This window comes from Streptosporangium sp. NPDC050148, assembly GCF_055586505.1.
Genome location: NZ_JBVJIA010000015.1, coordinates 138,940 through 158,982, shown reverse-complemented (window position 1 = coordinate 158,982; position 20,043 = coordinate 138,940). Strand labels below are relative to the sequence as shown.

19 protein-coding genes, 2 pseudogenes and 1 riboswitch are annotated in these 20,043 nt (G+C 73.9%); of the genes and pseudogenes, 9 read left to right on the top strand and 12 right to left on the bottom strand.

Translation table 11 applies throughout. The features are described 5' to 3' along the window. Nucleotides 1-45: 45 nt before the first annotated feature. Together ACZ6RT_RS18945 and ACZ6RT_RS18940 are read right to left on the bottom strand one after the other, a co-directional pair. Nucleotides 46-1,686 (bottom strand): RecQ family ATP-dependent DNA helicase, encoded by a 1,641-nt coding sequence (locus tag ACZ6RT_RS18945; protein ID WP_399195561.1) that lies wholly within the window; start codon nucleotides 1,684-1,686, stop codon nucleotides 46-48. A gap of 309 nt (nucleotides 1,687-1,995) precedes the next feature. After that, entirely contained in the window at nucleotides 1,996-2,676 is a 681-nt protein-coding gene (locus tag ACZ6RT_RS18940) for a fasciclin domain-containing protein (RefSeq protein ID WP_399195563.1), read from the bottom strand. A gap of 207 nt (nucleotides 2,677-2,883) precedes the next feature. Between ACZ6RT_RS18940 and ACZ6RT_RS18935 the strand changes: the two genes are divergently transcribed. Continuing rightward, a complete protein-coding gene (locus ACZ6RT_RS18935) occupies nucleotides 2,884-3,345 on the top strand; it encodes a PPOX class F420-dependent oxidoreductase (RefSeq protein WP_470155005.1) in 462 nt (153 codons plus the stop codon). 40 nt (nucleotides 3,346-3,385) lie between these two features. On the opposite strand, the gene ACZ6RT_RS18930 is transcribed toward ACZ6RT_RS18935, so the two are convergent. Further along, on the bottom strand, nucleotides 3,386-4,609 hold the full coding sequence (locus tag ACZ6RT_RS18930; protein WP_399195567.1) for an NAD(P)/FAD-dependent oxidoreductase: 1,224 nt from the start codon (nucleotides 4,607-4,609) through the stop codon (nucleotides 3,386-3,388). A 123-nt stretch (nucleotides 4,610-4,732) separates the two neighbouring features. After that, the gene (locus ACZ6RT_RS18925; protein ID WP_399195569.1) at nucleotides 4,733-5,368 is read right to left on the bottom strand and encodes a hypothetical protein; all 636 of its coding nucleotides are present in this window, start codon (nucleotides 5,366-5,368) and stop codon (nucleotides 4,733-4,735) included. Between the two features lie 17 nt (nucleotides 5,369-5,385). Here ACZ6RT_RS18925 and ACZ6RT_RS18920 point away from each other — a divergent pair, with 17 nt between their 5' ends. Next, the gene (locus ACZ6RT_RS18920) at nucleotides 5,386-5,724 is read left to right on the top strand and encodes a hypothetical protein (protein ID WP_470155003.1); all 339 of its coding nucleotides are present in this window, start codon (nucleotides 5,386-5,388) and stop codon (nucleotides 5,722-5,724) included. On the opposite strand, the gene ACZ6RT_RS18915 is transcribed toward ACZ6RT_RS18920, so the two are convergent. The 5 genes from ACZ6RT_RS18915 to ACZ6RT_RS18895 form a co-directional block, all read right to left on the bottom strand. Further along, entirely contained in the window at nucleotides 5,624-6,469 is an 846-nt protein-coding gene (locus ACZ6RT_RS18915) for a VC0807 family protein (RefSeq protein WP_470155002.1), read from the bottom strand. The two genes, ACZ6RT_RS18920 and ACZ6RT_RS18915, sit on opposite strands and share 101 nt — an antisense overlap. Then, nucleotides 6,466-7,077 carry a TetR/AcrR family transcriptional regulator gene (locus ACZ6RT_RS18910; RefSeq protein ID WP_470155000.1) on the bottom strand — a complete coding sequence of 204 codons (612 nt, stop codon included), beginning with the start codon at nucleotides 7,075-7,077 and terminating at the stop codon, nucleotides 6,466-6,468. The genes ACZ6RT_RS18915 and ACZ6RT_RS18910 overlap by 4 nt, the downstream gene beginning before the upstream one ends. Nucleotides 7,078-7,179: 102 nt before the next feature. Continuing rightward, nucleotides 7,180-8,283 carry a Gfo/Idh/MocA family protein gene (locus tag ACZ6RT_RS18905; protein ID WP_470154998.1) on the bottom strand — a complete coding sequence of 368 codons (1,104 nt, stop codon included), beginning with the start codon at nucleotides 8,281-8,283 and terminating at the stop codon, nucleotides 7,180-7,182. Beyond that, entirely contained in the window at nucleotides 8,280-9,029 is a 750-nt protein-coding gene (locus tag ACZ6RT_RS18900) for a sugar phosphate isomerase/epimerase family protein (RefSeq protein WP_399195579.1), read from the bottom strand. The genes ACZ6RT_RS18905 and ACZ6RT_RS18900 overlap by 4 nt, the downstream gene beginning before the upstream one ends. 88 nt (nucleotides 9,030-9,117) lie before the next feature. After that, nucleotides 9,118-10,137, bottom strand: coding sequence for an ROK family protein (locus tag ACZ6RT_RS18895; RefSeq protein WP_470154996.1), 1,020 nt, complete (start codon nucleotides 10,135-10,137; stop codon nucleotides 9,118-9,120). Nucleotides 10,138-10,461: 324 nt separating this feature from the next. On the opposite strand from ACZ6RT_RS18895, the gene pgm reads away from it, so the two are divergent. Continuing rightward, complete coding sequence (gene pgm / locus ACZ6RT_RS18890) at nucleotides 10,462-12,099, top strand: phosphoglucomutase (alpha-D-glucose-1,6-bisphosphate-dependent) (RefSeq protein WP_399195583.1); 1,638 nt, start codon at nucleotides 10,462-10,464, stop codon at nucleotides 12,097-12,099. Between the two features lie 40 nt (nucleotides 12,100-12,139). On the opposite strand, the gene ACZ6RT_RS18885 is transcribed toward pgm, so the two are convergent. The 3 genes from ACZ6RT_RS18885 to ACZ6RT_RS18875 form a co-directional block, all read right to left on the bottom strand. After that, nucleotides 12,140-13,021 carry a diacylglycerol/lipid kinase family protein gene (locus tag ACZ6RT_RS18885; protein ID WP_470154994.1) on the bottom strand — a complete coding sequence of 294 codons (882 nt, stop codon included), beginning with the start codon at nucleotides 13,019-13,021 and terminating at the stop codon, nucleotides 12,140-12,142. Nucleotides 13,022-13,032: 11 nt separating this feature from the next. Then, a complete protein-coding gene (locus ACZ6RT_RS18880; RefSeq protein ID WP_399195587.1) occupies nucleotides 13,033-13,599 on the bottom strand; it encodes a hypothetical protein in 567 nt (188 codons plus the stop codon). Between the two features lie 159 nt (nucleotides 13,600-13,758). Continuing rightward, nucleotides 13,759-14,352, bottom strand: coding sequence for an NADPH-dependent FMN reductase (locus tag ACZ6RT_RS18875; RefSeq protein ID WP_399195589.1), 594 nt, complete (start codon nucleotides 14,350-14,352; stop codon nucleotides 13,759-13,761). Nucleotides 14,353-14,848: 496 nt separating this feature from the next. On the opposite strand from ACZ6RT_RS18875, the gene ACZ6RT_RS18870 reads away from it, so the two are divergent. The 6 genes and pseudogenes from ACZ6RT_RS18870 to ACZ6RT_RS18845 all read left to right on the top strand — a co-directional run bounded on the left by ACZ6RT_RS18870 (nucleotide 14,849) and on the right by ACZ6RT_RS18845 (nucleotide 19,656). Then, on the top strand, nucleotides 14,849-15,907 hold the full coding sequence (locus tag ACZ6RT_RS18870; protein WP_470154992.1) for a LacI family DNA-binding transcriptional regulator: 1,059 nt from the start codon (nucleotides 14,849-14,851) through the stop codon (nucleotides 15,905-15,907). A gap of 278 nt (nucleotides 15,908-16,185) precedes the next feature. After that, a complete protein-coding gene (locus ACZ6RT_RS18865; protein ID WP_470154990.1) occupies nucleotides 16,186-17,988 on the top strand; it encodes a glycoside hydrolase family 3 protein in 1,803 nt (600 codons plus the stop codon). Between the two features lie 26 nt (nucleotides 17,989-18,014). After that, nucleotides 18,015-18,914 carry a MurR/RpiR family transcriptional regulator gene (locus ACZ6RT_RS18860; protein WP_470154988.1) on the top strand — a complete coding sequence of 300 codons (900 nt, stop codon included), beginning with the start codon at nucleotides 18,015-18,017 and terminating at the stop codon, nucleotides 18,912-18,914. Nucleotides 18,915-18,977: 63 nt separating this feature from the next. After that, nucleotides 18,978-19,118 (top strand): annotated as a pseudogene (locus ACZ6RT_RS18855) (hypothetical protein); the annotation flags it as partial. A gap of 190 nt (nucleotides 19,119-19,308) precedes the next feature. Further along, nucleotides 19,309-19,428: pseudogene (locus ACZ6RT_RS18850) on the top strand (hypothetical protein); the annotation flags it as partial. Between the two features lie 15 nt (nucleotides 19,429-19,443). Continuing rightward, nucleotides 19,444-19,656 carry a hypothetical protein gene (locus ACZ6RT_RS18845; protein WP_470154986.1) on the top strand — a complete coding sequence of 71 codons (213 nt, stop codon included), beginning with the start codon at nucleotides 19,444-19,446 and terminating at the stop codon, nucleotides 19,654-19,656. Between the two features lie 311 nt (nucleotides 19,657-19,967). Beyond that, a riboswitch (S-adenosyl-L-homocysteine riboswitch) is annotated at nucleotides 19,968-20,043 on the top strand.

The following is a 20,043-nucleotide window of genomic DNA, read 5'->3' as shown; positions in this document are numbered from 1 at the left end:
AGGCCGGGGCGCTTGGAGCGGGACCGGCGGGCGAGGCCGGGCCGGTCACCCGGCGACGAGCAGGTCCTCGCGCTCGACGGCCTCCAGCGAGAGCGTCTTGTAGCCGACCTCGTCGAACAGCACGGTGATCCGGTCGCTCTCCCTGCTCATCACCATTCCCGCACCCCAGGCGCTGTGCCGCACCCGGGCGTGCATCGCGAACGGCCCCTCGGCCTCGGCCTCGGTCTCCTCGGGAAGGCCCGCCCGGCAGGTGTCGCAGGCGTCACAGGTACGGTCGCGCGGCTCGCCGAAGTACTCCAGCAGGAACCGGCGCCGGCAGCCGGTCGTCTCGGCGTACCCGCGCATCATGTCGATCCGCGAGTCGTCGATGCGGCGGCGGGTCTCGTCCAGCTCGACGGCGCGGGCGGTGGCCGCCTCGGGCTCGGGCGCGCCGGGCAGCCGGCGCAGGTCGCCCTTGCGGGTGACCTGGACGCTGCCCGCCCGTTCCAGCAGGTTGACCGCCCGGGTCAGCCGGGTGGCGCCGATGTCGAGCACGCTCCGCAGCTCATCGGTGGGCACGGTGCCGCCGTGCTCGCTCACCAGCGTGGCGATCCGCAGCAGCAGCTCCTCGTCGGCGCGTCCCCCGGCGAAGAACCTGCGCAGCCCGAGGTCCTCCGGGCGGTAGAACAGCACCGCGGCGGCCGGTTCCCCGTCCCGTCCGGCGCGGCCGATCTCCTGGTAGTAGGAGTCCGGCGACTCCGGCGGGGAGGCGTGCAGCACGAACCGCACGTCCGGCTTGTCGATGCCCATGCCGAACGCCGACGTGGCCACGACCACGTCCAGCTCGTCGTCGCGGAACATCTCGTGGATCCGGTGGCGCTCGGCCGCCTTCATGCCCGCGTGGTACGGCTCGGCCCTGCGACCGGCCTCGCGCAGCGCGGCGGCGTACTCCTCGGCGGCCTTGCGGGTGGCCACGTAGACGAGACCGAGGCCCTCGCGGGAGGCGGCGTCCTCCACCAGCGCCCTGCGCAGGTCCTCCTGGGTGATGAAGCGCCGCACCTCCAGGTCGATGTTGGGACGGTCGAAGCCCCGCACGATCTGGCGGACGTTCCTCAGGCCGAGCGCGGCGACGATCTCCTCGCGCACCGAGGGGGTGGCCGTGGCGGTCAGCGCCACCACCGGGGGGTGGCCGAGCCGCTCGATGACCTGTCCCAGCCGCAGGTAGTCGGGCCGGAAGTCGTGACCCCACGCCGACACGCAGTGCGCCTCGTCGATGGCGATCAGCGAGGGACGCGCGGCGCGCAGCCGGTCGACCGTCTCGGGCTTGGCGAGTTGCTCGGGCGAGAGGAAGACGAACTCGGTGGTCCCGGCGCGTACCTCCTCCAGCGAGGCGTCCGCCCCGGACTGGGCGGAGTTGACCGCGACCGCTCCCCCGGCGTCGGTCTCGGCCAGCCCGGCGACCTGGTCGCGCTGCAGGGCGATCAGCGGTGACACGACCACGGTCGGGCCGTCGAGCAGCAGCGCGGGCACCTGGTAGACGGCCGACTTGCCGCTGCCGGTGGGCATGACGACGAGGGCGTCACCGCCGTCGAGCAGGTGACGCATGGCGTCGAGCTGGCCGGGACGCAGTTCCTTCCAGCCGAAGACCTTGCGGGCAACCGTCCGCAGCCGCCGCGCCCGCGGCCCGAACCTGTCCTTGATGCTCATGCCTCCGCCTTCCGTGTCCCGCCCCAGTTACCCCATGATCGGCGCGATAGTCCCCGCCCGCCGGAGCGTGGGCCGGGGTCGCGGGCATGAGCTGGGCGGGAACGGCGGCATCGGGGTGCAGGACGGGTGGGACGGAGGGAGCGGAGGGGGCGGGCGGGATCGGGAACGGCCGGGGAGGGCGGCGGACATGGGTGAGGGGCGCCTCCCGTGGGCACCCCTCCGTCGGATCGCGGGCCCGGCCGGTCGGATCGGGATCCGGCCGGCGTCGCGGCCCGGCCGGTCAGGCCGCGGCCGCCTCGGACGTCGTGGTCACTTGGGCATGAGCACCGTGTCCACCAGGTAGACGACGGCGTTGGAGGTCTGGACGTTGCCACAGACGATCTTGGCGTCGTTGACCGTGTACTCCTGACCGGATCCCTGGACGGCGAGCGTGCCGCCCTGCATGGTGGTCAGCTCGCCGTCGGCGAGGTCCTGCTGGGTCTTCTTCCCTTCGACGACGTGGTAGGTCAGGAGCTTGGTGAGCTGCTCCTTGTCGGCCAGGACCTTGTCGAGCGTGTCCTTCGGAATCTTGTCGAACGCGTCGTTGGTGGGCGCGAAGACCGTGATGTCCTTGGCGGAGTTGAGCGTCTCGGTCAGGCCGGCCTGCTCGATCGCCTGCGAGAGCGTGGACAGTTCGGGGTTGGACGCGGCCGCGGTGGCGACCGGCTGGGTGGCCATCTCGGCCGGGCTGCCCGGCCCGCTGGTGGGCAGGGACGCGCAGGCGGGGCCGAACGGTTCGCCCGCTGCGCCCGCCGACGGCGAGGCGCCGTCCGTGGGCATGACGGAATCCGTGGGCGAGGGGCTCTCCATCGGCGGGGAGGTCATGTCCGTGGGAACCGGCGTCGGCGAGAGCGTGCGGGCGAAGGCGCCGGTCCCGGCCTCGGCGGCGACGGGGGCGGCGGTCAGCGCGAGCACGGTCAGTGCCGATGCCAGAAGAGACTTCTGCTTCACGGTTATCTCCTTGTTCGGGCGGATGAGCCATCCGGACCCGGAGGGGTCCCGAACCACTCATGTGCTGTATTGGAGATCAATTCCCTGAAATTTGATGACAAATGCCCCATTAGAACACTCTTGACCACATATCTCCCAAGAAAGATAGCTATTTTCCATTCGTTGGGGCGTGAATACGGGTTCGTCCCACCCACGTACAGTGGGAACATGAGCCCCAGGATCGCCACGAACGACGTCGTCTCCCGTGACCGCCTGCTGGAGTTCCTCCGCGACCGCCACCGCGCGCTGGTCATCACGTCACGGCGCGACGGCAGGCCGCAGGCGTCCCCGGTGACCTGCGGTCTCGACGCCGAGGGCCGCGTCGTGGTGTCCACCTACCCTGAGCGCGCCAAGGTCCTGAACGTGCGCCGCGACCCCCGGGTGAGCGTCGTGGTCCTGTCGGACGACTTCGACGGCCCGTGGGTGCAGGTGGACGGCACGGCCGAGATCCTCGACCTGCCCGAGGCGCTCGAACCGCTGGTCGAGTACTACCGGTCGATCTCCGGCGAGCACCCCGACTGGGCGGAGTACCGCGAGGCCATGACCCGGCAGGGCAAGTCGCTGCTGCGCGTCACCCCGGAGCGCTGGGGCCCGATCGCCACCGGCGGTTTCCCCGCCCGCCTGGTCTGAGCCCCGCGCTCACCACCGCACCGCGCTCACCACCGCGCGCTCACCACTGCTCGGCCAGTACGGCGTCCGCAGCCCTTCGCCCGGAGACCAGGGCGCCCTGCTGCGAGCCGGTGTCGCGGTGGTCACCGCACACGTAGCGGCCCGGCCCGAGGCGGACCGGGTGGCGCATCGAGAACGGCGGCGTCATCGCGGGCAGCGCCCCCTCGACGGCGTACGTCGCCAGGTGCTCCCAGCCCGAGGCGTCGGCGTCGTAGATCTGCGACAGCCGCTCCCGCACCCGGGGCTCGTCGGCGTCGGAGAGCATCCCCAGCACCGACGTGGAGATCAGCGCGCGGCCCGGCGGGGCGTACGCGGGCGCGGTGTTGCTGATGACCAGGGTGTCGGTGATCTCCCCCTGCACGTCCACGAACTGGGTGGCGTCGTCCGTGGGCGGGCGGGAGGCGGCGTGGTAGAAGGTCGTCACCGAGCGCATCCGCGGGATCTCCAGCCCCGGGCAGAGCGCGGCGGCCATGGCGGGGTCGGTCGCCACCACCACGGCGCGGGCCGGGATCGTGCCACCCCCGGCCGTCTCCACCCCCTCCTCGGTCACCGCGATGACCGGGGTCTCCAGGGTGACCGCCTCGTCGGGAAGGCGGGAGGCGAGCTGGCGGGTGATCTCGCCCATGCCGAGCGCGGGCACCGCGATCGTGCCGCGCGCGAAGGAGCGCCAGATCAGGTGGAAGAAGCGGCTGGAGGTCTCCAGCTCCCGCTCCAGCACCACGCCCGCGAGGAAGGGACGGAGCAGCTTCTCCACCATCTTGGGCGAGACGCCCCAGTGCTTCAGTTCCTCCAGCGTGGTGCGCTCGCGCCCGGCGCGCAGCCTGCTCGGCGGCATCACGATGTCGCGGGTGGTCAGCGCGGCCAGGACGGCCTTGTCCACCGGGGTGCCCACGTCGGCCAGCACCCCGCTGAACGCCTGGCTCGGGTGGCGCCAGGGCAGCATGAGCCGCTCCCGCCGTCCCCTGTCGAAGGAGATCACCCCCGACGGGATCGCGCGCAGGTCCAGGGCGCCGAGGTCGAGGACCCGGGCGGCCTCGGGGTAGGCGGTGTTGAACACCTGGAAGCCGCGGTCCAGCCGGAAGCCGTCCACGACGTCGGTGCGCACCCGGCCGCCCACCTCGGCCGCCGCGTCCACGACGCGCACGTTCACCCCGGCCGCGCGCAGCCGCAGGGCGCACGCGAGACCGGCCAGGCCCGCGCCGACGACGATCACCGTGTCCGGCATGACAATCCCCCTGAGTCCGCGACCTCACGGCTCCGGCGGATCCGGGAACCGTCGCCTGTGTCTTCGGACGGCGGGCGCCCGAGGTTGCGCCCGCCGCCCGTTCTTCACAGGCTTCCCGGGGCCCTACCCCAGCTTCACGGTGATCTCTCCCCCGAGCCGGAACCCGCCGGTCAGCTCCAGGTCGTCACCGCTCCAGAACCGGCCCGGGTCGTACCAGTTCGGGCGACGCCCGCCGGGCAGCAGGCCCATCGCCTCGTAGGTGACCGCGACGACCTCGGCGCAGTACGCGCTCTCCAGGGCGCTGTCCTGCGCGGCCCGCCGGAAGAGCGTGGGCACCCGCCCCTTCAGCCAGCGGCCGGCGAGCCTGCTGGTGGACGGGAAGGGGGTGCCGTCCAGGCGCGCGACGGTGCGCAGGACGGCGTCCTCCATCTCCCGGGGAGGCTCCGGTGACAGCTGCCGCAGCCAGCCGCGCTGGCCGTAGCGGGTGGCCCAGACCGTGACGGCGTCGCGCAGGTCGTGCAGCTGGACGCCGCGCTGGTGGGTCCCCGACCACAGGTCGGGCAGCGACCGCCCCAGCTCGGCGTGCCACATCAGCGGGGGCATGTCGTCGATGACGACCGACATGCCGACGTGGTTCACCGGGCTGTTGGTCACGGTCTGGATGGCGCGATCGGGCACCGTTCGGCCGCGGAACAGCCACACGTCGCCGGTGCGGGTCAGGTTGACGGCCTCATCGAGGCTGATGCTCTTGCCGGACATTCCGATAGCGTAGGCACATGCGATGGTGGAAGGTACTGGGTCTGGCCGGTGTCGCGGGGGTCGCGGCCACGGGCGCGGTGATCGCGCGGGCGGAGCGCCGCCGCCAGGCCTACACGCCCGACGAGATCCGCACCCGCCTGCGCGCCCGGCTGGAGGAGCCGCCCGAGGACGACCTCAAGCCCGCCGACGCCCCGGCCGGCCTGTCCGCCGGCGCCTTCTCCGACATGCCCGCGGCCCCGGGGGCCGGCCGGCCGCTCAGCGAGCGCCTGCGGGACCGTGCTGTCCGACTGCGTTCCCGACTGCGTTCCCGGCTGCGTTTCCCGCTGCGTTCCCGGCTGCGGCGGGAGGCCCGGTGACCGGTCCCGGCGCGCTGCCCGCGGGCTCGTGCGGGACGTCCCCGGGCCCGCGGCGGGGCCCGGGTCCGGGCGGGCCCTCCCCGGTCTCCCCCGCGTCGTCCCGCAACGGGCGGTAGAGCGCGGAGCGGGGGTCGTGAAGCCCGGCGTACGCCTGGTGAACGTTCATGATCACCAGCATCAGGACCGAGAAGATCGCGTACTGCGCGCCGCCCAGCCCGACGGCCAGGTCGATCGGGAGGGTCAGGGCGACCACCGCCCGGACGGCCGCGTCGGCCAGCGCCCCGATCCCCCAGACGGCCGTGGAGACCCGCCATATACGCCGGAAACGCGGCGAGGTCTCCCACAGTTCGTCCCAGGACGCGCGCCTGTCGCCGGTCCGCCCCTCCAGCAGCGGCCGGGAGAACCGCAGGGCCAGCGGGCTCGGCCCTCGCACGGTGGCCAGGAACCAGCCACCGGCCACGACCATCAGCAGGGCGCCCTTGAGGAGCAGCAACCTCGGGTCGTTCCCGAGGAACGACAACGCCGCGCTCAGCAACATGAGGCCCGTCATGAAAAGCCCCAGGGAGTCCAGGCGGCGCTCCCTGACGAGGGTGACCACCATCCCGGTCCCGGGCACCAGGGAGCTGACGACCAGGGAGGCGACGTAGCCGACGCCCGCCGCGCGCAGGACGTAGTAGAGCCCGACGGGCAGCACGAAGTCCACCAGCATCAGCACGGCCGCGGTGCGGCGGCGGCTCGCGCTCACGCCCCGCTCCGGGTGGCCAGGTCGAAGATGGTCACCAGCTCGGCGGCGTAGCGGGCGGTGTCGACGTCCGCGCCGCTCTCCAGCAGGAAGGGCAGCCCGTCCACGGACCGCTGGATGCTCATCGCCATCACCCTGGGCTCGAAGTCGCGGAACTCGCCCTCCCGCTGCCCCCAGCGCAGGATCTCCTCGAGGTGGGACAGGACGCCCAGGTCGGTGGCGGCGTCGTAGGACCCCTCGCCGTTCTCGGGGCGGTGGTTGACGAAGATCTCGTACAGCGCCCTCATCCGGGCGCGGTGGGTCGCGATGAACTCGACGGTCCCGGTGATGTAGGCCCTGATCGTCCCGGCGGCCGTCGTCTCCGCCCGGAGCCGCGCGGACATGAAGTCCCCCATCTCGCCGTGGACCTGGGCGACGATCCGGGCGATCAGCTCGTCCTTGCCGCGGAAGTGGTACGAGATCAGGCGGGTGCTGCTGAGCCCGGCCCGCTCGGCGATGCGGGCGAAGGACGCGTGCCCGTAGCCCAGCTCGGCGATGGTCTCGACGGCCGCCTCCACGATCTGCGCGCGCCGTGCGACGGCCGCGGGGCTCGGAGATCTGGTTACTTGCATGAGTAAAAAGTAACTCAAGTGAGTAACGACCGCAACGGCACGCGGCACGGGCCGGGCCCCCGTCCCGCGGATCGGCGAGGCCCGGCTCCCGTGTGCCCGGGGTCAGCCGAACCGGATCGTGGCCGGGTCCCACCCTCGCGGCAGCGGTTCCGGCACCGGGCAGTCGCTGCCGACCTCCACGAACTCGGCCCGTTCCGCGGACTCGGCGATGGCGATCATCGTGTCCAGGACGTGCAGGCCCAGCTCGCCGGTGGCGCGGTGCGGCCGTTTCCGGCGGACGGCCTCGGCCATGTCGAGCACGCCGAGACCGCGACCGGCCTCGGTGCCCTCGGTGGGCACCGGCGTCCAGTCGTCGTCGCCCGCCCGGCGCAGCCGGACCTCACCGCCGAAGGTGTTGGGGTCGGGCACCCGCATGGTGGCCTCGGTCCCGGTGATCTCGATGAACCCGGTCCGGTGGAGCGGCGAGTCGAAGGTGAACACCATCGTGGCGGCCTGCCCTCCGGCGAACTCCACGAGCGTGGTCACATGGGTCGGGACCTCGACGGGGAACCGCGTCCCGGCCCTGGGGCCCGAGCCGACGACCCTCTCGTCCCTGGCCCTGCGGCCGACGGCGGCCACCCTGCGCGCCGGGCCGAACAGGGTCGTCAGCGCGGTCAGGTAGTAGGGGCCCATGTCGAACAGCGGCCCGGCCCCCGGCTGGAACAGGAACTCCGGGCTGGGGTGCCACGACTCGGGCCCCGGCCCCTGGAACAGGGTCAGCGCGCTGAGCGGCCTGCCGATGCCGCCCTCGGCGACGACGCGGGCGGCGGTCTGCAGCCCGGCGCCCAGGAAGGTGTCGGGCGCGCTGCCCAGCAGCACCCCGGCCGACGCCGCGGCCTCGACCAGCACCGCGCCGGACTCCCGGTCCGTGGTGAACGGCTTCTCGTTGTAGACGTGGCGCCCGACCCGGACCGCGGCCAGCGCCACCCGCGCGTGCGCGGACGGGATCGTGAGGTTGACGACCAGCTCCACGTCGGGGTGGGAGATCACCTCCGACGAGGTGGCGGCCACCGGCACGCCGTACCGCGCGGCGACCTCGCGGGCGCGCTCCAGGTCGAGGTCGGCGCAGGCCACCACCCGCACGCCCGGGAAGGAGACGAGGTTGGACAGGTACTGGTGGCTGATGGTGCCGCAGCCGACGACCGCCACTCCGAGGGGTCCGGTCACCGGCTCACCCGTCCGCTCGCGACCAGGTCGGTCAGGTAGGCGTGGCTGTCGGCCAGCGCCCGCAGCATGTCACCGGCGCAGTGGTCGAGCTCCACGATCCGCACCGCGTCCGGCGCGGCCTTCAGCGCCTCGACGACGGGCACCCGGCCCGCCCCGACCGCCGTCATCGGCCCCTCCCGCGTGGCGGGGCCGTCCTTGACGTGCAGGTGGCTCACCCGGGCGCCCAGCCGGGTCAGCAGCTCCGCCGGGTCGACCCCGCCGGTCGCCGCCCAGTAGAGGTCGACCTCCAGCAGCACCGAGGGGTCCAGCAGGTCGGCCAGCACCTCCAGGGCGGGGCGGCCGTCCACCCGCTGCTCCAGCTCCCACCAGTGGTTGTGGTAGCCGAGGCGCAGGCCGTGGTCGGCGGCCTCGCGGGCCGCCTCGCCGATGCGCGCGGCAGCCAGCTCCACCCCCTCCCGGTCGGCGAACCACTCGCCGGGCGCCGCGGGCACGATGACGGTGTCCGCGCCGACGGTGACCGCCGCGGCCAGCGCCGCCGCGCGCCCCTCGTCGAGCAGCGGGGCGTGCACGCTGCACACGGTGAGCCCGGCCTCGGCGAGCTCGTCCCGCAGCCCCTCGGGGTCGAGGTGGGCGTCGTAGGGCTCGACCGCGCCGTACCCCATCTCTGCGATCGCGCGCAGCACGGCGGGGCGGCCGGTGGCCGCCTCCTCCCGTACGGAGTAGAGCTGGACGGCGAGTGGGCTCATGGGCACGGTCCCTTCGGCGTTCTGGGTGCTGGATCCGACCTGCGTCGGTGGTCTTCTCCTTCGGAGACGTCCGGCCCGCCCGCGGGGTTCACCGCTCCGGAGGCGTCCGATCCGCGGGCGGGGTCCTCGTCCCGGCGGGCAGGACCAGGGCCGCGGCCCCGTACAGCCCGGCGTCGCGTCCCAGCGAGGTGCCGGCGACGGTCATGCGGCGCAGGAAGCCGAGGCCCGCCTGCTTGGCGACCGCCTGGCGCAGCGGGGCGAGCAGGGTCTCGCCGGCCCCGGACACGCCGCCGCCGATGACGACGTCGTCGATGTCGAAGAGCGCGCCGGTGGTGAGGATGCCGACGGCCAGCGCGTCGGCGGCCCGCTGGAAGGCCGTCCGCGCGACCGGGACGCCGCGCTCGGCGTCCCGTGCGAGCGCCCGCGCGTCCGGGGCGGGCCCGGCCGGGCTCCAGCCGCTCGCCAGGGCCCAGCGGACCATGCCGGGACCGCTGGCGACCACCTCCAGGCAGCCGAACGCGCCGCACGGGCACGGCTCGCCGTCGCGGTCCACGCAGATGTGCCCGATGTGCCCGGCGTTCCCGGTCGGTCCCAGGTACGGCACGCCGTCGAGGACGAGCCCTCCCCCCACGCCGGTGGAGACCACGATGCCCAGCAGGGCCCGGGAGCGCGAGCCGTGCCCGCCCCGCCACCACTCCCCCAGCGCCATGCACTGCCCGTCCCCGGCCAGCGCCACGGGGACGCCGGGAAGGAGCGCGCTCACCGCCTCGACCAGCGGGAACCCCCGCCAGGACGGGATGTTGACCGGGCTCACCGTGCCCGCGACGGCGTCGAGGGGTCCCGCGGAACCGATCCCCACCCCGATCAGGTCCGCGGCGGGACCGGCGAGGCCGCCGGGTCCGTCCGGCCGGCCGGGGCCGTCAGGTCCGTCAGGTCCGTCGGGGTCGGCGGGGTCCCGCACGCCCGCCACCTCGCGGACCAGCGCGGCCAGGGTCGCCGAGGGGTCGGGGCCGACCGGCGTCTCCAGCCTGCGCGTCATGGTCCCGTCCGGCCCGACCAGCGCCGCGGCGAACTTGGTGCCCCCGATGTCGATCGCGAGGGCGGTCATCCCCGGCCCCCCGGGACGCTCGGCACGGTGGCGGGACGGGCGGCCGGGGCCGGCGCGCGACTGGGCAAGGGAATCCTCCGGCTGCCGAGGGTCGTGAGACGTTCTCCTACCCGACGAGCGGGCAAACAGGCTGACGGTACGACGGCGATGACAACGTTGTCAACGACGTGCCGGAGGGACGGCGGGTTCGCGGGGACGGCGGGGATACCCGCCGGAAGGAGGGCAGCGAAATCGCAGGAATTCAGAGGAACGCTGTGGGTTGCCGAGACCTGTCCGGATTCAACGTGGATACGGTTAGCTCAGGAGCGATGTGAGGAGATTGCGATGACGCACGAACGCGCGGGGCGGCCCGCCGAACCGTCCGACCTGGTCGACGTTGCCCGCCTGGTGACCTCCTACTACTCCCTGCACCCGGACCCGGGCGAGGTCGGCCAGCGGGTCGCCTTCGGGACGTCGGGGCACCGGGGCTCCGCGCTGAACGTGGCGTTCAACGAGGACCACATCCTCGCGACCAGCCAGGCCATCGTGGAGTACCGGGCGGCGCAGGGCGTCGACGGCCCGCTGTTCCTGGGCGCCGACAGTCACGCGCTCTCGGAACCGGCCCGGGTGTCGGCGCTGGAGGTCTTCGCCGCCAACGGCGTGACGGTCATGATCGACGACCGGGACGGCTACACCCCGACCCCGGCGGTCTCGCACGCGATCCTGGCGTACAACCGCGACCGGACGACCGGGCGGGCCGACGGGGTGGTGGTGACGCCGTCGCACAACCCGCCGGGTGACGGGGGCTTCAAGTACAACCCGCCGCACGGCGGCCCGGCCGACACCGACGCCACCTCCTGGATCCAGGACCGGGCCAACGCGCTGATCGCCGGCGGCCTGAAGGAGGTGCGGCGGATCCCCTACGCAAGGGCACTGGCCGCCGACACCACCGATCGCTACGACTTCCTCGGCCGCTACGTCGACGACCTGCCCTCGGTGGTCGACCTGGACGCCGTCCGCGAGGCGGGGGTGCGCATCGGCGCCGACCCGCTGGGCGGGGCGAGCGTCGCCTACTGGGGCGAGATCGCCGAGCGGCACCGGCTGGACCTGACGGTGATCAACCCGCTGACCGACCCGACGTGGCGGTTCATGACCCTCGACTGGGACGGCAGGATCCGGATGGACTGCTCGTCGCCGTACGCGATGGCGTCGCTGATCTCCAACCGGGACGCCTTCGCCGTCTCCACGGGCAACGACGCCGACGCCGACCGGCACGGCATCGTCACCCCCGACGGCGGGCTGATGAACCCCAACCACTATCTCGCCGTGGCCATCTCCTACCTGTACTCCCACCGGCCCGGCTGGCCCGCGGACGCCGGGGTCGGCAAGACGCTGGTCAGCAGCGGCATGATCGACCGGGTGGCCGCCGACCTGGGCCGCCGGTTGATGGAGGTGCCGGTCGGGTTCAAGTGGTTCGTACCGGGGCTGCTGGACGGCTCGCTCGGCTTCGGCGGCGAGGAGAGCGCGGGGGCGTCGTTCCTGCGGCGGGACGGCTCGGTGTGGACCACCGACAAGGACGGCCTGATCCTGGCGCTGCTCGCCGCGGAGATCATCGGCACCACCGGCCGCTCGCCGAGCGAGCACTACGGCGACCTGACGGCCAGGTTCGGCGACCCGGCCTACGCCCGCGTCGACGCCCCCGCCACCCGGGAGGAGAAGGCGGTGCTCGCGAAGCTCTCGGCCGAGCAGGTCACCGCGGACACCCTCGCAGGGGAGCCGATCACGCAGGTGCTCACCTCCGCCCCCGGCAACGGGGCCGCGCTGGGCGGGCTCAAGGTCTCCACCGGGAGCGCCTGGTTCGCGGCCCGCCCCTCCGGCACCGAGGACGTGTACAAGATCTACGCGGAGTCCTTCAAGGGGCCCGAGCACCTGGCCCGCGTGCAGCAGGAGGCCCGCGACCTGGTCTCGGCCTCGCTGGGCTGACCCCGGAGCCGCCCGGGCCGGTCACCGGCCCGGGCGGCCCTCAGTCTCGGGCGAACATGCGCCAGGCCTCGGGCACGACCGTCCAGCGGCGCCGGCCGACGTGGCCGGTCAGCTCGCCGTCGGCGTTCACCGGGACGGGCTCGCCCTCCACGGTCACCTCCCTGCCGCGCACGGTCACCACGTCGCGCAGCGTGGGATGGGTGCCGCGGCGCAGGTGGAGGGCGTAGACGAGCCTGTTCAGCGGGCCGGTCGCCAGCGAGACGACGACGTCGGCCATGCCGTCGTCCGGCCTGGCCCGCGGGGCCAGCGGGGTGCCGCCGCCGATGGTGATGCCGTTGCCGAGGCCGACCATGAGCACCTTGCGCCCGCCGTCCAGGCGCCTGCCGTCCACGGTGACGCGCAGCCTCCAGCCGGGGCTGCGCACGCCGGCCAGCAGCGCGCCCACCGAGTACGCGATCCGCCCGAGCACCGGCTTGAGCGGTGTGGCCTGCTCCGACGCCTCGGCGCCGATGCCGAGGTGGACCACGTTGACCACGACCCCGCCCTCGTCGTCCACCATCAGGTCGAGCGGGCGGGGCCGTCCGGCGAGCACGATGCGGGCGGCCTCCGAGGGGTCGAGCGGGATCTTCGTGCCGCGGGCGAAGTCGTTGCCGGTGCCCAGCGGGACGAGGCCCACGGTACGGCCGCCCAGCTCGCCCCTGCGGTGCAGGGTGGCGACCACCACGTGAAGCGTGCCGTCGCCGCCCAGGACGACCACGTCCCTGCCGGGCCAGGCGTCGAGCATCTCGTCCAGGTCCTTCTGTCCGGCGGGCGCCTCGACCACGTCGGCGCCACCGTCGCGGAGCGTCCGCAGGGCCGCGTTCCTGGCGTCGTCGCCGGCGCTCCCCGCGTGCTCGTTGTAGATCGCCAGCAACTCTGCCATGTCACTCCTCGTCACTCCTCCGCGTGATCGTCGCTACGGTCCTGCCCACGCGGGCCCCGATCACGCCGGTTCCGTTCCAGCCGCCACCGGCGCAGGGCCACCCAGGCGCCGCACGTGACGCCGATCAGCACGGCGATGGCGTGGACGACGCCGACACTCGTGTCGGAGGTGTAGCCGTTCCCCGCGACGAGGATCGCCATGAGCAGCGCGGCCAGCAGTGCCGCGCCCACGCCGCCCACGAGGCCGAGCCATCCGGCCCTCAGCGCGAGCGACAGGGCGCTCAGCGAGCGGGGCGCCGGTGTCAGGACGCCCATCAGGCGGCCCACCACCACCTCGGGGTCGTCGTCGACCGTACCGGCGACGAGCTGCACGGTCGTCCCGCCCCGTTCCGGCTCGCTCAGGCAGATCCAGCGCCGGCCGTCCAGGAAGACGGTGGCGCCTCCCATCCCCGGGACGGTCAGCCAGATGAACGGGCTGCCCTCGGGGAACGCCCTGACACCGTGCCTGGCCATCGGCGCGTGCAGGTCGATCGCCGCGCCCAGGGCCCGCAGCGCCATCTCCTGGCCGGATATCCCCATGGCCGCCTCCCCTCCCTCGTCCACTTCGTAACGTGTGACGCGACGGTTGCCGGGGGGAGGGCCTGCCCGTCGCGGGGCCCGGCCGGAAGGTTCACCGGCCGGGCGACGGCCCGTGGGGGGCCGGGACCCGCGGGTCCCGGCGGACGGCGGGGGCGGGTCTCACCCGGGGGATCCGCTGAGGGAGGGGCGGCTCGCGGACCGGGCCCGCGAGCAGACCTCGTCGAGCATCCGGCGGAGCCGCTCGCGGTGGTCGCGGTCGGTGAGCCTGCCCTCGGCGTCGAACGGCTCGGGCGGCGGGCCCGACGGTGAGATCAGCAGCTCCGCGCCGTACACCACGGCCCCCGCCGCGCCCAGGGCGCGTCCGAGCTGGATCTGCGTCCACATCGCCTCGTGCGTGCGCGGGCAGGCGGTCACCACGCCCACGGGCTTGCCCACCAGCACCGCTCCGCCGCGCGCGGACGCCACCCAGTCCAGGGTGTGCCCGAGCTGGGCCGGGAGGGTGCTGTGCGCCGGGGCGGCGATCAGCACACCGTCCGCGGCGGAGAGACGGTGCCACAGGTCGCTCACCGGCCGTGGAAGCTCGCCGTCCTCGAAGGGAGGAACCTGCTCCAGGCCGGACCAGATCTCGAAGTCAACCGTCGCGGGCAGCTCCCTGGCCGCCGCCTCCAGAAGCCTCCACACGTAGGCCCCCGGCAGGAGGCTTCCCGCGATCCCGACGATCCTCATCACCAGGCCCCATCTCTGTCGCGTCATCGCGACGTCATGAGCGAGGAAGATCCGACTCCGACCGAGCGGCCGCGCGCCCGCGGCCATCCGGTCCGGACCCCCTCCGAACTCTTCGAAAACCGCTGCACACCGCCACCGTGCCGTGATGGCGCGGGTCCGTCCGGGCCGCCCTGGAGATCGCGGCCACCGGAGCCCTCGGGACGGCGACCGCACCCTCCCGGGACGGTGCCGCGGGAGCGGTGCCGGCGAACCTCACACTCCATCACATCCGAGCCCTGCCCCCGGTTGGCGGGGACGAACATGATCGGACACATCCTTCGCGAAAAATATGGTCATCGCTCCGCCAAGGACGGCGTGCCCGCTCGGTGTCAGGGCCGCGCCCGCGCTAGGGAACCGGGCCGCGCTCCACGGGCCGGTCTCCGGTACGGACTCCCGGCCCCCGCCGGCCACGGAGATCACCACCGGATCCTGGATCTTCGTAAGCCCGAGGGAGAGCGCTCTCCAAGCGTGCTATAAAGCTCTCATGAGCAGCGAAGATCCCCAGTCGGCCCCGGCGTCGCCCACCCTGGAGGACGTGGCCCGGGTGGCGGGGGTCTCCCGCGCGACCGTCTCGCGCGTGATCAACGGGATCCGCAACGTCGACCCGGAGATCCAGGAGAAGGTGCGCCAGGCCGTCGCCACCACCGGGTACGTTCCCAACAGGGCGGCCCGCTCGCTCGTCACCCGCAGGACCGGCTCGATCGCCCTGGTGGTCTCCGGGGCGGGCGGCGAGGGCGGGGCGGAGGACCCCTTCCCCAGCCGGGTCTTCGGTGACCCGTTCTTCGGCCGGGTGGCGAGCGGCGTGCTCGGCTTCCTGCGGCCGAGGGGCATGCACCCGGTCCTGATGCTCGCCGAGACCGCCGAGGCCCGCGAGCAGGTGATCTCCTACCTGCGGCAGGGCAACGCCGACGGCGCGCTCCTGGTCTCCACCCACCCCGCCGACCCGATGCCGAAGCTGCTCGTCGACGCGGGGACGCCCGCGGTGCTGTTCGCCAGGCCGTCCAGGCCGACCCCGATCAGCTACGTCGACCTCGCGCACCGGACGGGCGGGGTGCTGGCCGCCGACCACCTCGTCTCCCTGGGCCGCCGCCGCGTCGCGACGATCACCGGCCCCCTCGCGCTGCCCGCGGGCCAGGACCGGATGGCCGGTTTCCAGGAGGCGATGGCCAGGCACGGCCATCCCTACGTCCCCGTGGTGGAGGGCAACTTCACCCACGACAGCGGGGAGGCGTCGATGCAGCGGCTGCTGGCCGAGCACCCGGACGTCGACGGGGTGTTCGTCGCCAACGACCTGATGGCGCAGGGCGCCCTGGTGGCCCTGCGCGAGGGGGGACGCCGGATCCCCGAGGACGTGGCCGTGATCGGTTTCGACGACAGCAGCGTCGCCCTCGCCTGCCGCCCCCAGCTGACCACGGTCCGCCAGCCGATGGAGGACATGGCCGCGGAGATGGCGCGCCTGCTCCTCGCCCACATCGAGGAACCCGACCGGCGCGCGACCTCGGTCATCTTCGAACCCGCCCTGGTGGTACGCCAGTCCGCCTGACGGGAACCGCTCCCGGCTTCCCCGCTTCCCCGCTCTCGATGGCGCTTCCCGCGCGCCCGGCGGCCCGGGACCGCCGGCACGACGCCCGGGACCGGTCATGGGCCGTACGCCGTCCACGAGTCGTGCCGTTCACCGGCCACGGGGCACCACCGGCCGCGGCTCGCGGCTCGCGACGGCAAAGATGACAGAAAGCTACTAGACCGACATTTGGCGTGAAGGAAAATACCATTGACGGGTGGTGGTCCTGAGGCGCGTCACGCGACGGAGAGGGGGACCGGATGTCCCACCGCGGCTCCGGCCTGGCGCGATCGGCCATGACCGTCCTGCAGCCCGGCTTCGCGGGCACCGAGCCTCCCACCTGGCTGCGTCGCGCTCTCGCCGACGAGGGCCTCGGCGGCACCGTGCTGTTCGCGCGCAACCTGCCCGACCCCGCCCGGACGGCCGGCCTGGTCGCCCGGCTACGTGCGGAGAACCCCGCCGTGGTGATCGCGGTGGACGAGGAGGGCGGGGCGGTCACCCGCCTGCAGGCCACGACCGGGAGCTCCTGGCCAGGCAACCGGGCTCTGGGCGTGGGGGACGACGTCGAGCTGACCCGGCTGGTCGCCCGGGAGATCGGACTCCTCCTTCGTACGGCCGGGATCACCCTGGACTACGCCCCGGTGGCGGACGTGGACGCGGGCCCGCACAACCCGGTGATCGGGGTACGTTCCTTCGGTTCCGATCCCGGTCTCGTCTCCCGGCACACCGCGGCCTGGGTCTGCGGGCTCCAGGAGACCGGGGTCGCCGCCTGCGCCAAGCACTTCCCGGGCCACGGCGGTACCGTCACCGACTCCCACCGGGCCCTGCCCACCGTGCACGCCTCCCTGCGGCTCCTCGCCGAGCGCGACCTGCCGCCCTTCCGCGCCGCGGTGTCCGCCGGGGTACGGGCGATCATGTGCGGGCACCTGCTGGTGCCGGCGCTCGACCCGGATCGTCCCGCGACGTCGAGCCGGCGGATCATGACCGGATTGCTCCGCGAGGAGCTGGGCTTCGACGGCATGATCGTCACCGACGCCATCGAGATGCGCGCCGTCGCGGCCCGCCATCCGCCCGGTGAGATCGCGGTCCGTGCCCTGGTGGCCGGCGCGGACGCGATCTGCGCCGGTGTCTCCTCACCGGACGGCCGGAGCGTGTACGCGCTGCGCGACGCGATCGTGGACGCCGTACGGGAGGGAAGGCTGCCCGAGGAACGGCTGGCCGAGGCGGCCGCGCGGGTGCTCGCCCTGTCCGCCTGGCACGCCCGGAACGGCGGGAACGGCGATGACGCCGCCGCGCGGGCCGGGGCGGGAGGGGAAGGGCGCGCGGGGGCCGGTACCGGGTGGGGTGCGGGAGGCGTCGAAAGTGAGGAACTCGGGCTGAGGACGGCCCGCGCGGCCCTGCGCGTGATCGTCAGGGACGCCACGCCGGGACCGCTCGGACAAGAGCCGTCCGGGCAGGGGGCGTCCGGCTCGCGCCTCTCCGGGCCGGTGCCGGAAGCGGCGACCGGGGCAGAGGTGCGACCGGGGCGGGGACCGATGCTGTCCGCTCCCCCGCTGGTCGTCGCCATCGCCCTGCGCGGTGATCGGACGGCCGCCCCGGCCCCGGTGGACCCGGCGGAGCGAGCAGGAGCGGACCCGGCGGAGCAAGCGGGACCGGAGGATCCGGCGGAGGGAGCAGGACCGGAGGATCGGGCCGGACACGCCGGCCCCGCCGAACCCCTCGCCGAACCGGCCGCGCCCACCGAGGCGATCAGCCTCACCGCGATCGCCGACGCCCTCGCGGAGGTGCTGCCCGGGACCGTGGGGCACACGGTCACCGCGCGGGCACCACGGCTGCCCGGCCTCGGCGGCCCGGAGCGTCCCCTCGTACTGGTGGTGCACGACGTCCGGCTGCACCCCTGGGCCGGGGAGCTGCTGGCGCGGGCCCTGGCGCTCCGTCCCGATGCCGTGGTGGTCGAGACGGGACTCCCCGGGGAGCCCGCCGGAGCGGTGTACGTGACCACGAACGGCTTCTCGCGTGCCTCGGCCCGCGTCCTCGCCCGCCGGTTGACCGGTGGCGAATAGGCTGGCCCCGACGCGAAAGGTGTTCCATGAACGTCCCCGACGAGTCCGCGCCGGCGAACCCGGTGGCAACGGTGAGGGCCGTCCTGCCCTCGCTGACCCCGGCCGCCCAGGCCATCGCCCGCCTCATCCTCGACGATCCCGGCATGGTGGCGCGGAGCACCATCACCGAGTTCAGCGCGGCCTCGGGGACCAGCGAGGCCACGATCGTGCGCACCGCCAGGGCCCTGGGGTTCGCCGGGTACTCCCAGCTGCGCTTCGCGCTGGCCGCCGCGGTGGCCAGGCACGAGCCCGAGCGGCTGATCCCCGGCGACCTCGGCCCCGACGACCCGCTGACCGACGTGATCGCGAAGGTGGCCAGGGCCGAGTCGCAGGCGCTGGCCGACACCGCGGCGCAGCTCGATCCGATCCGGCTGGGCGCGGTGGTGGAGGCCGTGGCCGGGGCGCGCAGGGTCGACGTCTACGGGGTCGGCGCGTCCGGGCTGGTCGCGGCCGACATGGCGCAGAAGCTGATGCGGATCGGCCTGTCCGCCCATGCCTTCGCCGACGCGCACCTGGCGCTGACCAGCGCGGCGCTGGCGCGCCCGGAGGACGTCGCGGTGGCGATGAGCTGCACCGGGGAGACCCCCGACGTGCTGGCGCCCGTGCGCGTCGCGCGCAAGGCGGGCGCGACGACGGTGGCGATCACGAACAACCCGCGCTCGACGTTGGCCGAGCTGGCCGACCACGTCCTGGTCTCGGCGGGCCGGGAGACGGCCTTCCGCCCGGGGGCGCTGGCCAGCAGGATCAGCCAGCTCCTGATCGTCGACTGCATCTTCGTCGGCATCGCCCAGCGGACGTTCGAGACCTCGGACGCGGCGTTGCGGGCCACCCGGGAGGCCATCGAGGGCTTCAGGGCCGACCCACGCCGCAGGAGCAGGCCGTCCTGAGCGTGTCCCTGACCGTCTCACCGGGCGGCCCCTGCCGTCCCGGCCGAACGCGGAAGCGATTCGATGTCCGACGCCATGATCGTCGTATCCCACCTGTCCTTCTCCTGGCCCGACGACACCCGGGTGTTCGAGGATCTCTCGTTCACCGTCCCGGCCGGGCACACCGGCCCGGTGGCGCCCAACGGCGCCGGCAAGAGCACGCTGCTCAGGCTGGTCGCGGGCGCGCTCCGCCCGGCCGCGGGCCCGGTCACCGCGCGGGGCGTGCCGGGCCACCTTCCCCAGACGCTGCCGCCGGCCGGCGACCTGACCGTGGCCGAGGTCCTCGAGATCGCCCCGGTGATCGCGGCGCTGGACGCCATCGAGGCCGGGGACGCGCGAGGAGCACTTCACCACCATCGGCAACGGCTGGGACATCGAGGAACGTACCCGCGCCCAGCTGGACCGGCTCGGCCTCGGGGACGTCGCCCTCACCCGGCGCCTGGACACCCTCAGCGGCGGCCAGATCGTCTCCCTCGGCCTGGCGGCGCAGTTGCCGAAGCGGCCCGACGTCCTGCTGCTCGACGAACCGACCAACAACCTCGACCTGGTCAGCGTCGCCCGGCTCAAGGGCGCCCTGCAGTCGTACCGGGGCGCCTTCGTGGTGGTCAGCCACGACGAGCGGTTCCTCGCCGAGATCGGGGTGGGCCGCAGGCTGCGGCTGTCCGACGGGCGCCTGCTCGACATGGGAGCCCCGCAGGCCTGAGGCGCCGGGGTCCGGCGCGGACGGCCGCGGCCGTGCCCGGCGGGGACGGGAGCCGACGGGGACGGGACCGTGACGGTCGGCCGCCCCCGCCGGGCCCCGAACCGGCCCCGAACCGGCCCCGAACCGCTCTCCTGGACGGACCCTGGACCGCACCCGAGGGCCCTGGAGGACCCTGGAGGGGCCGAAAAGGACCACGGGAGAGCGTCCGGGATCCCGGAAAGGCCGGTGGAGCCGGAGTTCCCAGGAGAACCGGGCAGGCCGGAAGAACCGATTTCTGGCGCCGCCATGGGCTTTTGGGTACCCTCGATGACGAAGTCGAGAGGCGCTGCAACGGGTCCATGACCCGCCACGCTCGACCTCCATGTTCACCAAGGGCGCCTCCCGATA

Excerpts from the sequence above, each read along its gene's own strand:
- ACZ6RT_RS18935 (WP_470155005.1), top strand. The coding sequence starts at position 2,884 with ATGAGCCCCAGGATCGCCACGAACGACGTCGTCTCCCGTGACCGCCTG.
- ACZ6RT_RS18895 (WP_470154996.1), bottom strand. The coding sequence starts at position 10,137 with ATGACCGCCCTCGCGATCGACATCGGGGGCACCAAGTTCGCCGCGGCG.
- ACZ6RT_RS18875 (WP_399195589.1), bottom strand. The coding sequence starts at position 14,352 with ATGACGCGACAGAGATGGGGCCTGGTGATGAGGATCGTCGGGATCGCG.
- ACZ6RT_RS18880 (WP_399195587.1), bottom strand. The coding sequence starts at position 13,599 with ATGGGGATATCCGGCCAGGAGATGGCGCTGCGGGCCCTGGGCGCGGCG.
- ACZ6RT_RS18900 (WP_399195579.1), bottom strand. The coding sequence starts at position 9,029 with ATGAGCCCACTCGCCGTCCAGCTCTACTCCGTACGGGAGGAGGCGGCC.
- ACZ6RT_RS18930 (WP_399195567.1), bottom strand. The coding sequence starts at position 4,609 with ATGCCGGACACGGTGATCGTCGTCGGCGCGGGCCTGGCCGGTCTCGCG.
- ACZ6RT_RS18865 (WP_470154990.1), top strand. The coding sequence starts at position 16,186 with ATGTCCCACCGCGGCTCCGGCCTGGCGCGATCGGCCATGACCGTCCTG.
- ACZ6RT_RS18925 (WP_399195569.1), bottom strand. The coding sequence starts at position 5,368 with ATGTCCGGCAAGAGCATCAGCCTCGATGAGGCCGTCAACCTGACCCGC.
- ACZ6RT_RS18910 (WP_470155000.1), bottom strand. The coding sequence starts at position 7,077 with ATGCAAGTAACCAGATCTCCGAGCCCCGCGGCCGTCGCACGGCGCGCG.
- ACZ6RT_RS18920 (WP_470155003.1), top strand. The coding sequence starts at position 5,386 with ATGCGATGGTGGAAGGTACTGGGTCTGGCCGGTGTCGCGGGGGTCGCG.
- ACZ6RT_RS18885 (WP_470154994.1), bottom strand. The coding sequence starts at position 13,021 with ATGGCAGAGTTGCTGGCGATCTACAACGAGCACGCGGGGAGCGCCGGC.
- ACZ6RT_RS18870 (WP_470154992.1), top strand. The coding sequence starts at position 14,849 with ATGAGCAGCGAAGATCCCCAGTCGGCCCCGGCGTCGCCCACCCTGGAG.
- ACZ6RT_RS18860 (WP_470154988.1), top strand. The coding sequence starts at position 18,015 with ATGAACGTCCCCGACGAGTCCGCGCCGGCGAACCCGGTGGCAACGGTG.
- pgm (WP_399195583.1), top strand. The coding sequence starts at position 10,462 with ATGACGCACGAACGCGCGGGGCGGCCCGCCGAACCGTCCGACCTGGTC.
- ACZ6RT_RS18945 (WP_399195561.1), bottom strand. The coding sequence starts at position 1,686 with ATGAGCATCAAGGACAGGTTCGGGCCGCGGGCGCGGCGGCTGCGGACG.